This window comes from Streptosporangium amethystogenes subsp. fukuiense, from assembly GCF_042665875.1.
Taxonomy (GTDB): Bacteria; Actinomycetota; Actinomycetes; order Streptosporangiales; family Streptosporangiaceae; genus Streptosporangium; species Streptosporangium fukuiense.
Window position 1 is genome coordinate 8403661 of sequence record NZ_JBHTEE010000001.1, and the last position, 14194, is coordinate 8417854.

6 protein-coding genes are annotated in these 14194 nt (G+C 68.1%); 5 read left to right on the forward strand and 1 reads right to left on the reverse strand.

What is annotated here, in order from left to right; genetic code table 11:
- The first annotated feature begins 4 nt into the window (after positions 1–4).
- Both ACFQVD_RS37435 and ACFQVD_RS37440 read left to right on the forward strand, forming a co-directional pair.
- Positions 5–9610 (forward strand): type I polyketide synthase, encoded by a 9606-nt coding sequence (locus ACFQVD_RS37435; RefSeq protein ID WP_386273368.1) that lies wholly within the window; start codon positions 5–7, stop codon positions 9608–9610.
- Positions 9579–10586, forward strand: coding sequence for a ketoacyl-ACP synthase III family protein (locus ACFQVD_RS37440; RefSeq protein WP_343981403.1), 1008 nt, complete (start codon positions 9579–9581; stop codon positions 10584–10586). Before ACFQVD_RS37435 ends, ACFQVD_RS37440 begins: the two co-directional genes overlap by 32 nt.
- A gap of 199 nt (positions 10587–10785) precedes the next feature.
- On the opposite strand, the gene ACFQVD_RS37445 is transcribed toward ACFQVD_RS37440, so the two are convergent.
- Entirely contained in the window at positions 10786–11565 is a 780-nt protein-coding gene (locus ACFQVD_RS37445; protein WP_343981399.1) for an SDR family NAD(P)-dependent oxidoreductase, read from the reverse strand.
- Positions 11566–11606: 41 nt separating this feature from the next.
- Here ACFQVD_RS37445 and ACFQVD_RS37450 point away from each other — a divergent pair, with 41 nt between their 5' ends.
- From ACFQVD_RS37450 to ACFQVD_RS37460, 3 genes are all read left to right on the forward strand, one after another.
- On the forward strand, positions 11607–11831 hold the full coding sequence (locus ACFQVD_RS37450) for a helix-turn-helix domain-containing protein (RefSeq protein WP_386273371.1): 225 nt from the start codon (positions 11607–11609) through the stop codon (positions 11829–11831).
- Between the two features lie 188 nt (positions 11832–12019).
- The gene (locus tag ACFQVD_RS37455) at positions 12020–13159 is read left to right on the forward strand and encodes an NAD(P)/FAD-dependent oxidoreductase (protein WP_343981395.1); all 1140 of its coding nucleotides are present in this window, start codon (positions 12020–12022) and stop codon (positions 13157–13159) included.
- A 76-nt stretch (positions 13160–13235) separates the two neighbouring features.
- The gene (locus ACFQVD_RS37460; RefSeq protein WP_343981392.1) at positions 13236–14009 is read left to right on the forward strand and encodes a helix-turn-helix transcriptional regulator; all 774 of its coding nucleotides are present in this window, start codon (positions 13236–13238) and stop codon (positions 14007–14009) included.
- Positions 14010–14194: the final 185 nt, after the last annotated feature.

Below are 14194 nucleotides of genomic sequence, written 5' to 3' on the forward strand. Positions count from 1 at the left end.
CCCGGTGAGCGACCAAGAGAAGCTCGTACAGTATCTGAAAAAGGCGACGGTCGAGCTTTACGAGACCAAGCAGCGGCTTCGTGAACTGGAAACTCAGGCACACGAGCCGATCGCGGTGGTGGGGATCGGTTGCCGTTTCCCCGGCGGGGTGACGTCCGCGGCGGAGCTGTGGGACGTGGTCGAGGCGGGGAAGGAAGTGATCGGCGAGTTCCCGGTTGATCGTGGCTGGGATCTGGACCGGTTGTTCAGCTCTGATCCGGATGAGTCGGGTACGACGTATGTTCGGCGCGGTGGGTTCCTGGATGACGCGGCCGGGTTCGACGCGGAGTTCTTCGGTATCTCGCCTCGTGAGGCGTTGGGGATGGATCCGCAGCAGCGGTTGCTGTTGGAGGTCGCCTGGGAGGCGGTGGAGAGGGCGGGCATCGATCCGCGCAGCCTGGCCGGGACCCCCACCGGGGTCTTCGCGGGCATTTGGTCCCATGAGTATGGGACCGGGAGCTCCGAAGCCGTTGAGGGCTACCGGCTGACCGGAGTGGCGGCCAGTGTGGCTTCGGGGCGTATCTCCTACTTGCTGGGTTTGGAGGGGCCGGCGATCACGGTGGACACCGCGTGTTCCTCCTCGCTGGTGGCCGTGCATCAGGCCTGTCAGTCACTGCGATCAGGTGAGTGCGACCTCGCTCTGGCCGGTGGTGTCACGGTCATGGCCTCCATCGACCTTCTGGTGGACTTCGCCCGGCAGCGTGCGCTGGCGGCGGATGGCCGGACGAAGGCGTTCGGTGCCGGTGCCGACGGCATGGTGACGAGTGAGGGCGCCGGGATCGTACTGCTCGAAAGACTGTCGGACGCGCTGGCCAACAAGCATCCGATTCTGGCGGTGGTTCGTGGGTCGGCCATCAACCAGGACGGGGCTTCCAACGGTCTGACGGCTCCTCATGGTCCTTCGCAGCAGCGTGTCATTCGTGCTGCTTTGGCCAGTGCCGGTCTCAGTGCGGCTGATGTCGATGTCGTCGAGGCTCATGGCACCGGGACCACGTTGGGTGATCCGATCGAGGCCGGTGCTCTGCTTGCCACCTATGGGCGGGATCGGCCGGTTGATCGGCCGTTGTGGCTGGGGTCGGTGAAGTCCAACATCGGTCATACGCAGGCGGCGGCCGGTATCGCGGGTGTGATCAAGATGGTGATGGCGATGGAGCGGGGGGTGTTGCCGAGGACGTTGCATGTGGATGAGCCGAGTCCGCATGTGGACTGGTCCGAGGGGGCGGTGTCGCTGCTGGCCGAGGCGCGGGTGTGGCCGGGGGGTGGGCGGCCCAGGCGTGCGGGGGTGTCGTCGTTCGGTATCAGTGGGACGAACGCTCATCTCATCTTGGAGGAGCCGCCGGTCGTCTCGGAGGGGTCGCCGGTCGTCGATGGTCTTGGTTCCGGTGGTGCCGGTGTGGTTTCCGCTGGGTCGTCGTTGGTGGTGTGGCCGCTTTCGGGGCGCAGTGAGGAGGTGTTGCGGGAGCAGGCGCGGCGGTTGGGTGGGTATCTGGCCGATCGTCCGGATGTGGATGTGGATGTGGATGTGGTGGCCGTGGCGCATGGGCTGGCGGTCGGGCGGACGCATTTCGCGCACCGGGCGGTGATCGTGGACCCGGTGGATTCGGTGACGGGTTCGGTGGCCGGTGGTGTGGTGTCGGGTGGGGCGCTGGAGGCTGTTGCCGAGGGGGGTGCTCATCCGGGTGTGGTGTATGGGCGGGTGAGTGCGCAGGGGCCGGGTAGGACGGTGTTCGTCTTTCCCGGTCAGGGTTCGCAGCAGGCCGGTATGGGTTTGCAGTTGTATGACGCCTTCGAGGTGTTCCGCGACGCGCTGGATGAGTGTGACCGGGCGTTGGGTGCGCATACGGGCTGGTCGGTGGTGGAGGTGTTGCGGGGTGGTGTGGGGGCGCCGGCGTTGGCGGGCGCGGAGGTGGTGCAGCCGGTGTTGTTCGCGGTGATGGTGTCTTTGGCGCGGTTGTGGCGGTCGTGGGGGATTGTTCCGGATGCGGTGGTGGGGCATTCGCAGGGGGAGATCGCGGCGGCGTATGTGGCGGGTGCGTTGTCGTTGGAGGACGCGGCGCGGGTGGTGGTGTTGCGGAGCAGGGCGTTGGCGCGTCTGGCCGGTACCGGCGCGATGGTGTCGGTGTGGGCTGATGAGGCCAGTGTGTTGGTCTTGTTGGAGCGTTGGCGGGGCCGGTTGTGGGTGGCGACGGTCAACGGCCCGCAGAGCACGACCGTTTCGGGTACGGCCGAGGCGGTGGCGGAGTTTCTCGCGGTGTGTGAGGCCGAGGGGGTGCGGGCTCGGGCGGTGGAGGTGGATTACGCCTCGCATTCTCCGTTGGTGGAGGAGTTGCGCGAGACCATTGTGGAGGCGTTGGCGGGTATCGTCCCGAGGCCGGGTGAGGTGGCGTTCTACTCCACCGTCGAAGGCATCGAAGGCATCGAGAGCCAGGGTGCCGGGCGGCCGTTGGACACCACCGGGTTGGACGGCGAGTACTGGTATCGCAACCTGCGTAACAGTGTGCGTTTCGACGAGACGGTGCAGAGCCTGCTCGGTCAGGACCATCGGGTGTTCGTCGAGGTGAGTCCGCACCCGATTTTGGTGCCGGCGTTCTCGGCCAGGGTCGAGGCGCATGAGGTGCCCGCGATCGCGGTGGGGAGCCTGCGTAAGGACCGTCCCGAGGTGACGGCGTTGGCCACGGCGGTGGCGACGTTGCACGCCCATGGTCTGAGCCCGGATTGGGGCACGCTCTATCCGGTTCCGCCGGTCACCGGTCGGCCGGAGTTGCCGACGTATCCCTTCCAGCACCGGCCGTACTGGCTGGCTTCGGCGGTGGGTGCGGGTGGGAGTGTGTCGGCGGCGGGTCTGGGGGTTTCGGATCATCCGTTGGTGGGTGCGGTGACCGAGTTGGCCGAGCAGGGTCAGGTGGTGTTGACGGGCCGGCTTTCACTGCGGGGGCATGCCTGGCTTGCCGATCACGCGGTGGGTGGGCGGGTGCTGGTGCCGGGGGCCGCGTTCGTGGATCTGGTGCTGGGAGCTGCCGATCATGCCGGTCATCAGGTCGTTGACGAGTTGGTGTTGCAGGCGCCGTTGGTGCTGGAGGCCGAGGGGGCGGTGGACCTGCAGGTCATCGTCGGGACATCGCGGGAGGAGCGGTGCGCCTTCAGCGTTCATTCCCGCCCGCACAGTACGGGCGGGCAGGATGGCTGGACACTACACGCGAGCGGATACCTGTCGGGTGTTTCGTCCACGGTGACGGCGGGCTGGAATTCGTGGCCGCCGCCGGGCGCACAGGTGGTTCCGGTGGAGGGTCTGTATGAGCGGCTGGCCGCCGCCGGTTACCAGTACGGTCCCGCCTTCCAGGCCGTGAGCGCCATCTGGCGCCAGGGCGATGACCTCTACGCCGAGGTCCGGCTTCCCGAAAGCCTCGACAGCCGCGGTCACGGCATCCATCCGGCCCTTCTTGACGCGGCGCTTCACCCCCTCATACTGCCCGGCACCACCAGTGGCGATGGCGGCGGTGGCGGTATGCGGATGCCGTTCGTGTTGTCGGGCATCACGTTGCACGCCACCGACGCCACGATGCTGCGGGTACGCATCACCACCGTCGACGCCGACACCGTCAGTGTCACCGCCACAGATCCCGCGGACGCGCCCGTCATCACCATCGACGCCCTCACCCTCCGGTCAAGCAGCCCGCTCTCGGAGGAGCACACCCCCGTCACGCCGAGGAGCCGCCCAACCCGGACCGTCCGTCGCCGTGCCGGCAATGCCGACACCGCACGGTCCTTCGCCGCCGAACTGGCCGGTCTCACTCCAGGTCAACAGCACGACCGGCTCCTGCGGATCGTCCAGGCCCACGTGGCGACCGTTCTCGGGCATGTCAGCTCCGGCACCCTCGACCCAGAGCAGCAGTTCAAGGCTCTCGGCTTCACCTCCCTCAACGCGCTCGAACTTCGCAAGCAGCTCGGCCGGACCACGGGCTGCGACCTTCCCCCGACCGTCGTCTTCGACCACCCCACGCCACGGGCCCTGGCAACTCATCTCTACGAGCAGGTAGCCGGTGTCGCGTCCGCCGCCGTTCCAGCACCGGTAGGGATGGAGACGGACGAGCCGATCGCGGTGGTGGGGATCGGTTGCCGTTTCCCCGGCGGGGTGACGTCCGCGGCGGAGCTGTGGGACGTGGTCGAGGCGGGAAGGGAGGTGAGTGTCGAGTTCCCGGTGGATCGTGGCTGGGATCTGGACCGGTTGTTCGGCTCCGATCCGGATGAGTCGGGTACGACGTATGTTCGGCGCGGTGGGTTCCTGGATGACGCGGCCGGGTTCGACGCGGAGTTCTTCGGTATCTCGCCTCGTGAGGCGTTGGGGATGGATCCGCAGCAGCGGTTGCTGTTGGAGGTCGCCTGGGAGGCGGTGGAGAGGGCGGGCATCGATCCGCGCAGCCTGGCCGGGACCCCCACCGGGGTCTTCGCGGGTACGTGGTCTCATGAGTATGGTGCCGGGAGCTCCGAAGCCGTTGAGGGCCACCGGCTGACCGGAGTGGCGGCCAGCGTGGCGTCCGGCCGCATCGCGTACACGCTGGGTTTGGAGGGGCCGGCGATCACGGTGGACACCGCGTGTTCCTCCTCACTGGTGGCCGTGCATCTGGCCGCTCAGGCGTTGCGCCGGGGTGAGTGCGCGATGGCACTGGCCGGTGCTGTCACGGTCATGGCCTCCACCGACCTGTTCGTGGACTTCGCCCGGCAGCGCGTGCTGGCGGCGGATGGCCGGACGAAGGCGTTCGGTGCCGGTGCCGACGGCATGGTGGCGAGTGAGGGCGCCGGGATGCTGCTGCTGGAGAGGTTGTCCGACGCCCGTCGTCTGGGTCACCGGGTACTGGCGGTGGTTCGTGGGTCGGCCATCAACCAGGACGGGGCTTCCAACGGTCTGACGGCTCCTCATGGTCCTTCGCAGCAGCGTGTCATTCGTGCTGCTTTGGCCAGTGCCGGTCTCAGTGCGGCTGATGTCGATGTCGTCGAGGCTCATGGCACCGGGACCACGTTGGGTGATCCGATCGAGGCCGGTGCTCTGCTCGCCACCTATGGGCGGGATCGGCCGGTCGATCGGCCGTTGTGGCTGGGGTCGGTGAAGTCCAACATCGGTCATACGCAGGCGGCGGCCGGTATCGCGGGTGTGATCAAGATGGTGATGGCGATAGAGCGGGGGGTGTTGCCGAGGACGTTGCATGTGGATGAGCCGAGTCCGCATGTGGACTGGTCCGAGGGGGCGGTGTCGCTGCTGGCCGAGGCGCGGGTGTGGCCGGGGGGTGGGCGGCCCAGGCGTGCGGGGGTGTCGTCGTTCGGTATCAGTGGGACGAACGCTCATCTCATCTTGGAGGAGCCGCCGGTCGTCGAGAACGAGGGCGGTGGTGATGGGTCGTCGTTGGTGGTGTGGCCGCTTTCGGCACGCAGTGAGGAGGCGTTGCGGGAGCAGGCGCGGCGGTTGGGTGGGTATCTGGCCGATGGCCGGGATGTGGATGCGGTGGCCGTGGCGCATGGGCTGGCGGTCGGGCGGACGCATTTCGCGCACCGGGCCGTGATCGTGGACCCGGCGGCCGGTGATGTCGAGCAGACGACCGAGGCTGTTGGAGCTGTTGCCGAGGGGCGTGTTCATCCGGGTGTGGTGTACGGGCGGGTGAGTGCGCAGGGGCCGGGCAGGACGGTGTTCGTCTTTCCCGGTCAGGGTTCGCAGCAGGCCGGTATGGGTTTGCAGTTGTATGACGCCTTCGAGGTGTTCCGCGACGCGCTGGATGAGTGTGACCGGGCGCTGAGTGCGCATACCGGTTGGTCGGTGGTGCAGGTGTTGCGGGGTGGTGTGGGGGCGCCGGCGTTGGCGGGCGCTGAGGTGGTGCAGCCGGTGTTGTTCGCGGTGATGGTGTCTTTGGCGCGGTTGTGGCGGTCGTGGGGGATTGTTCCGGATGCGGTGGTCGGGCATTCGCAGGGGGAGATCGCGGCGGCGTATGTGGCGGGTGCGTTGTCGTTGGAGGACGCGGCGCGGGTGGTGGTGTTGCGGAGCAGGGCGTTGGCGCGTCTGGCCGGTACCGGCGCGATGGTGTCGGTGTGGGCTGATGAGGCCAGTGTGTTGGTCTTGTTGGAGCGTTGGCGGGGCCGGTTGTGGGTGGCGACGGTCAATGGCCCGCAGAGCACGACCGTTTCGGGTACGGCCGAGGCGGTGGCGGAGTTTCTCGCGGTGTGTGAGGCCGAGGGGGTGCGGGCTCGGGCGGTGGAGGTGGATTACGCCTCGCATTCTCCGTTGGTGGAGGAGTTGCGCGAGACCATTGTGGAGGCGTTGGCGGGTATCGTCCCGAGGCCGGGTGAGGTGGCGTTCTACTCCACCGTCGAAGGCATCGAAGGCATCGAAGGCATCGAAGGCATCGAAGGCATCGAAGGCATCGAAGGCATCGAGAGCCAGGGTGCCGGGCGGCCGTTGGACACCACCGGGTTGGACGGTGAGTACTGGTATCGCAACCTGCGTAACAGTGTGCGTTTCGACGAGACGGTGCAGAGCCTGCTCGGTCAGGACCATCGGGTGTTCGTCGAGGTGAGTCCGCACCCGATTTTGGTGCCGGCGTTCTCGGCCAGGGTCGAGGCGCATGAGGTGCCCGCGATCGCGGTGGGGAGCCTGCGTAAGGACCGTCCCGAGGTGACGGCGTTGGCCACGGCGGTGGCGACGTTGCACGCCCATGGTCTGAGCCCGGACTGGGGCGCGCTCTATCCGGTTCCGCCGGTCACCGGTCGGCCGGAGTTGCCGACGTATCCCTTCCAGCACCGGCCGTACTGGCTCACTTCGACGGAGAGGGCAGCCGACGTCCCATCGTACGATCTCGAATTCTGGCGCGCCGTGGAGAACGACGATCCGGGAGAGGTGGCCTCCCTGTTGAACATCGTCGATGACGAGCGGATCGCCTCCCTGAGGCCCCTGCTCAAGGATCTCGGGGAGTGGCGTCTCGGGAGAAAGGATCGTGCGGTCACGGGGGATTGGCACTACCAGCTCACGTGGCGGCGGCTGGAACGAGAAGTGCCGCGACTGTCCGGTACCTGGCTGGTCGTCACAACGCCCGGACAAGCCGACATGGGCCAGGTATCGGCGACTTCCAGCGCGATGACCGAGCAGGGGGCGAAGGTCGTCACCCTCGTGGTCGCCGACACCGTCTCCCGGGAGGAGCTGACCCGGCACGTTCACGACATGGTCGGATCGCTCTCTCCATCGGGCGCGGATTCAGGCGTCGACGACCGATCCGGCGAAGGTAGGTCATCCGCCTTGGCGGGAGTCGTCTCCTGGCTCGCCCTGGACCGGCGCTCTCATCCGGCGTTCCCCCAGCTGCCGGCAGGTGTGATCGGCAACCTCAAACTCGCCCAGGCCCTGGAGGGGATCGACGTTCCCCTGTGGGTCCTGACCCAGAACGCGGTGGTCACCGATCCCGACGAACCGCTGGACGATCCGATCCACGCCCTCTCCTGGGGCCTGCACCTGGTGGCACGCCAGGAGAATCCGCACGGCTGGGGAGGGCTGATCGACCTGGTCGAGCACGTCGGAGACGAGGTCGGGACACATATCTGCCAGGCACTCGGTGGCGGTGTCGACGATCAGTTCGCTGTCCGGCCGAGAGGACTGCTGCGTCGCCGGCTCAGTCGTAGTGCCGTGCCCCGAGCCTCCTCCTACGCATGGCCTTCCGACGGAACGGTGCTCATCACGGGCGGTACCGGAGAAGTAGGAAAGTCTCTCGCCAAGCGGATCGTGCACAACGGCGCCAGACACCTGCTTCTGCTGAGCCGCAGCGGGCCGGAAGCACCGGGCGCCGCACAGTTGGTCGACGAAGTGCGTGCGCTGGGCGCCGAGATCCGGATCGTCGCCTGCGACATCGCGGATCGTTCCGCTCTGGCGGGGGTGCTCGCCGACATCGACCCCGGTCAGCCGCTGCGGACAGTCATTCACATGGCCGGTACGTTCGACGACGCCACGCTGTCCGACCTCACAGCAGAACGACTGGAGAACGCTCTGCGGGCGAAGGTCGACGGTGCGCTGAACCTCCATGAGCTGACGAAATCCAGTGACCTCTCAGAGTTCATCCTGTTTTCGTCCACGGCCGTCATCCTGGGAGGAAAGGGGTTCGCGAGTTACGCGGCTGCGAACGCCTTCCTGGACTACCTCGCACACCAGCGTCGTGCCCAAGGTCTTCCCGCCCACTCGATCGCGTGGGGGATCTGGGAGGGCAGGGACCACACCTTCCCTCATCACGGCCTGAGAAGAATGCAGACGCAGCGGGCTCTGGCCGAGCTTGAGCAGGTGCTGACCGAGGACCGGCCGACCGCTGTCATCGCCAGCTTCGACTGGGGCAACTTCTACCCGCTCTACACCGCCTATCGTCCGTGCTCCCTGTTCGATGAGATCCCGGAAGTCGCGCGCATCCGCCAAAGCCCGGCCGTCTCCTCCGGGTCCGGCGACGCGTTGGCGGTGCGACTGGCGGAACTACCCCCGGAACGACAGCGCCACCACCTCCTGGGCGTCGTCCAGACCACCGTCGCCACCGTGCTCGGCCACAGTGACTCCGACGGAATACCGCTCGAACACTCCTTCAAGGATCTCGGCCTGGACTCGCTGACCGCTCTCGAACTTCGTAAGCACCTCAAGCGGGTCATCGGCCTGGAGCTTCCAGCCACCCTCATCTACGACTATCCGACCTCGCGGGCCCTCGCCGCCTACATTCACCGGGAGCTCTGCCCAGACGACAGCGGCAAGGACGCCGGCCCGATCCTCTCGCTTCTCAGGCAGGCGATATCACTCGGCAAGCCTGAGGAAGGAGCAGATCTACTGCTGACCGCGTCGCGGCTGCGCCCGTCATTCGACGTGGCACGACCGCTGCCCTCGACTTCGCTGTCCCAGGGGTCCGTACGACCGGCGCTGGTGTGCCTCTCGTCGGGTGAGTCCGAATATCTCAAATTCGCGAGAGCGCTCGAAGGAATTCGCGACGTCTCCGCGATCACCCTGCCCGGGTTCTCCAGCGGAGAGCTTCCCGCGAACGTGGCGGTCATGGCCGAGAGCGTGATCAGGGCACTTCCGGAGTCCCCGCACGGGAAGCCGGTCGTACTGGTCGGCAACTCGCTGACGTGTCTTCCGGTGTGCGCGACAGCACTGGCACTGGAGCGGCTGAACTCGCCGCTCGCGGGTGTGGTGCTGATCGATCCCCCTGGGAACGCGGCGAACGGACACCGCGACGAACTCTCCGTTCTGCTGCGGAGAATGGCAGGCAGGGAGGGGCCCGACGTCCCTTCCGACGAGCGACTCACCGCGACCGCCTGGTACGGCGAACTCTTCCACCGCTGGGAACCCGCGGAGATCGAAACCCCGATCCTCCTCGTCCGGCCAGGTCACGCAGGCTCTTCCTCGCGGTTCCCGATCGCGTCCGTGGAAGTCCCGAAGGTGGTGACCGTTCCCGCCGAGACCGACGTACTCGAAGAACACTCCGCGCTCATCGGCCTGACCGTGAGTAACTGGCTGATGGATCTGGCGCGGAGCACGGCCAATGAAACAGGTGGGAACATTGCTCTGGGATAGCGTCTTCATCTCCGGCACAGGGAGATTCCTGCCGCCCCGGGTGAACGTCGAGGACGTGCTGAGCGACTGCGCCATCAGTGCGAATCCGACCAGCCTCAAGCTGTCCGACTGGGCCTCCCTCACCATTTCGCGGGACCACTCGGCAGCGGAGATGGCGGGGATGGCGGCGGTTGACGCGATGAAGAACTCGGGATGCGGCGCCGATGACATCGCGTCGCTCGTCTACGCCTGTTTGGATGATCAGGAACACTTCGCGCCTGTCTGTCACGTGCAACGGGTCCTCGGCGTGCCCGAAGCGCTGGCCTTCGAACTGGGGGCGGCGAGCAACGGGGGAGCGACAGGTCTCGTCGTCGCGGCGAGCTTGCTGAGATCCGACCCTTCCGCCGGCGCCGCGATGGTCACCGCGGCCGGTCGCTACCACGCGGGCAGGTTGGGGCGATGGCAGGAATCGCTGGGCGTCTTCCTTTCGGATGGTTCCGCCGCGGCGGTTCTGTCCCGCGAGGGCGGGTACGCCCGGCTGATAGCCAGTTCTCACACCTCCGCCTCTGAGCTTGAGTCGCTCGTCGCGGTCCGGGGAGATCTGGATGACGGGAATATCATGCTGGCCCAGAAGACCAGTCTCGGGCCCTACCTTCCCATCATCCGAGATGCCGGCATGAAAACAGTGAAGCAGGTGCTGGAGGAGTCGGGAGTCGAGTTGCCGGAGGTGGCGAAGGTCGCGGTGACCGGGGTCGGCCTCGCCCAGCTCTCCGCCCTGATCCTGGAACCCCTGGACATCGCGCCGAGTCGTACCACGTGGGATTTCCTACGAGAAACCGGCCACGTCGGTCCCTCTGACGCGCTCCTCGGTATCGATCACCTTCTCCGCGGTGGACAACTCCAAAGGGGGGAGAAGATTCTCGTTGTCGGCATGGGAATAGGCTTCCGATTCACCACTTTGCTCCTTGAAGTCTGCGACCCGCCCGTTCCGAAGTAGTCCAGAGCCGGCGACAGCCCGCGGTTCCGCGCCGTCCCGGCCCCCGGCGCGGGCCGCCTTGCCCGTCGGACGCCCGCGCCCCCTCCCGGGGCGCGGTGGCCGCCGGCAAGACGTACTCCTCCCGCGGCGACCGCGTCCACCCGCGCCGACGCCGGATCAAAGAACGGGGCGGCTCCTTTCCACGGTGTGCCGACTGATGTCAGGCGGCGGGAAAGTCGGTGCCGGGCGCGCTGAGCGCGGTGGCGTCGAGGTTCGACCGGAGAGCCTCGACCTTGGCGGTGGCGTAGGAGTGGGCGTCCGAGCCGAGCAGCTGGCGCAGCGGGCCGTCGCCGGCCACGACCTGGCCGATGATCGCGCCGGCGCCCTTGACCGGGTCGCCGAGCTGGCTGCCCTGGAGCTTGAGGTGGTCGCCGGTCATCTCGCGGATGGCCGGGTAGTGCGCGGTCGTGCCGGCGGGCAGGGCGAGCGAGTCCTCGGTGAGGAAGGCGGTGCGGAAGTAGCCGGGTTCGACGATGGTGACCTTGACACCGAAGTCCGCCACCTCGGCCGCGAGGGCCTCGCTCAGCCCCTCCAGCGCGAACTTTCCCGCGCAGTACAGTGCCCAGCCCGGAACGGCGGTCAGGCCGAGAACCGACGACACGTTGATGACATGGCCGCTGCGCTGCTCGCGGAGGATGGGCAGCGTGGCACGGAGCACGTTCCACACGCCGACGACCTGGACGTCGAGCATGTCGCGTACGTCGCGGTCGCCGGTCTCCTCCACCGCGGCCAGGAATCCGTAGCCCGCGTTGTTGACGACGCAGTCCAGGCCGCCGAAACGCTCGGTGGTCTCAAGCACGGCCTGCCTGACCGCCGCCTCGTCCCGCAGGTCGACGGTGAGCGGGAGGAGACGTGACGTGTCGGCCCGGTCACCGAGCGCCGCGAGCAGCCGCTCGGAAGAGCGCGTCGTCGCGGCGACGCTGTCACCGCGCTCCAGCAACTGCGCGAGTCGGCCTCCCCCCGGATGGCCGCGTCCGCCGGGTGCCGGGCCTGCGCCGCGAGGAAGTCGCCCTCTTGGCCGGAGTGTCGACCGACTACTACGCACGCCTCGAACAGGGGTGTCCCATCAACCCGTCGCCCGCCGTCGTCGAAGCCCTCTGCCGCGCCCTCGGGCTCGACGTCGCAGGACGCGCACACTGGACCCTCACCGGCTCCGGCACCGAACACGAGCGCCAACGCCGGCACGATCGCGCCCAGGAACAGTGACCATGACCATCAAAGATCCTGCGCGTCAGTGGCACCGTTCGAGCCGAGCGGGAGAACGATCACTCTGACGTTGGTTTCTCGGTGGAGGGGCTGTCCACGGTCTCGAATGTGGCGACGGTGTGGAGATATGGGGCAGGTAGCGTGCAAACCCTCGTACGGGTGAGGCATCGCTCCTACCGTCGCGAGGTATGCGGACAGTGGATGTACTGGTCGTGGGTGCGGGCCTGGCCGGTCTGCGCACCGCCCGCCTGCTCGCGCGACGGGAACTGAACGTGCTGGTGGTCGACCGTCGCAGGTCGCTGTCGACGGGCATCCGCACGACAGGGATCTTCGTGCGCCGTACCCTCGATGACTTCGACGTGCCGGATCACCTGCTCGGGCCGGGAGTCCGGGAGGTGCTGCTGTATCCGCCGTCGCGGCGGGCGCCGATCCGGCTCACCAGCGACCGGGACGAGTACCGTGTGGCCGACATGGCGGCCGTCTACCGGCACGCGCGGCGTGCCGCGGAGTCGGCCGGGGCGCGGGTCCTTCTGGGTGTGCGGTATGTCGAGGCGTCGAGGGGTTTTGTGCGGTTCGCGGGTGCGGAACCGGTGATGGCCCGGTTCGTCGTCGGCGCGGACGGCGCCCGCTCCCGGGTGGCCCGTGATCTCGGGCTTGATGTCAACCGGCGCTTCCTCGTCGGTGCCGAGATCGTCCATCCGGTCGCGTCGGGCACGACCACTCCGGCGTTCCACTGCGTGCTGGACCCCCGGGTCGCTCCGGGGTATCTGGGATGGGTCATCGACGACGGCCGGCATGCGCATGTCGGCGTCGCGGGTTATCCGAACGCGATGCGTGCCGGTATCCGCCACCTGCTGGACGCCTTCGCCGCGGATGCGCCCGGCAGGACGCCGCCGGCCGGTCCGGTCGAGCGTCGAGGTGGTCCGATCCCGGTCGGCGGTGTGCTGCGACGGTTGGCATGCCCTGCCGGGTTGCTCGTCGGGGACGCGGCGGGCGCGGTGTCGCCGTTGACGGCCGGCGGGCTGGACCCTTGTTTGCGCATGTCCGAACTGGCCGCGGCGGTTACCGCCGGCTACCTGCGTACCGGCGACCAGCGGGTGCTGAGCCGCTACGACGGGGACGCGTTGCGGGCCCGGTTCCGAGGCCGGCTGCTGCTGCGCCGGGTGTTCGCCGGCATCCGATCCCCTGCCGCGGCGGAGGCGGCGGTGAGCGTGCTGCGCGGTCGTGCCGGTCGTGCCCTGGCGGCGCGGATCCTGTTCGGCGACGGCTCGTTTCCCGAGGTCGGCCCACGGCTCGCGGACCTGGCGATCGACCGCCCCCGCCGGTAACGCCGACCGCCTCTCATGGTCCGCGGGACAGGTCCTAGGGTAGGGGAATGCCGCTCGTGCCCCACCGCGTCCTCTCATGATCAGGGAGACCCGCGTGCTGCCCGCCCTCGCGGCGGGACCGGTCGAGGTGCCGTTCGTGATCCTGGGCTGGAGCGAGACCATCGCCCACGACACCACCTGGAACGAGCACTCCCACCCCTTCCACGAACTGCTCTGGAACGAGCGGGGCGCGTCCACGGCCGTGGTGGGGGCGCGGGTCTGGACGGTCACCCCCGCCCTGGGCCTGTGGATGCCCGCGGGCACGTTGCACTCCGGCTCGGCGATCGCCGGCACCTGGTGTCGCGCCAACTTCTTCGGCTTCGGCACCACGACCTCGATCTTCCCCACGCCCGTCGGCGTGGAGATCACCCCGCTGCTCCGGTTGCTGCTGGAGCGGCTCGCCGACACGGAGTTGTCCTCCGGCTCGCGGTCGGTGACCGAGGCGATGGTGCTCGACGTGCTCACCCCCTCCTCGCGCGAACTGCTCCTGCACATGCCCACCTCCGATCTGCTGCGCCCGATCGCCGACGCGCTCCGGGACGATCCGGGCGATCCTCGGACGCTGGCGGACTGGGCGTCCATCCTGGGCGTGAGCCCCCGCACGATCACCCGTGCCTTCAACGCGGAGACGGGCACCAGCTTCGCGCGCTGGATCGCGGCGGTGCGCGCTCAGCACGCGGTCGCGCTGCTCACCCAGGGATGGGAGGTCGACGTCGTGGCGGAGGAGGTCGGCTACCGTTCGGCGAGCGCGTTCGGCGCGGCCTTCCGGCGGACGACCGGGCTGACACCGGGGGCGTTCCGAGCGCGTTGAGACTCCGGGACGCCGAAGGCCGCCTTCCACGCGCGGCGCGGGTCTCGCGGACGTGTCGTGTCCTCGGGCGGACACCGCCTGAGGGGCCGTCGCCCGGTCTCCGTGTCCCGATCTCAACAACAGGTGTCTCAAAAGGGCTATTGCGACAAGTCGGTCATTTCTCCTAAGGTTCCAAACAAGGCAAG

Coding starts and splice junctions, on each gene's coding strand:
- ACFQVD_RS37460 (WP_343981392.1), top strand. CDS start 13,236: ATGATCAGGGAGACCCGCGTGCTGCCCGCCCTCGCGGCGGGACCGGTC.
- ACFQVD_RS37455 (WP_343981395.1), top strand. CDS start 12,020: ATGCGGACAGTGGATGTACTGGTCGTGGGTGCGGGCCTGGCCGGTCTG.
- ACFQVD_RS37440 (WP_343981403.1), top strand. CDS start 9,579: ATGAAACAGGTGGGAACATTGCTCTGGGATAGCGTCTTCATCTCCGGC.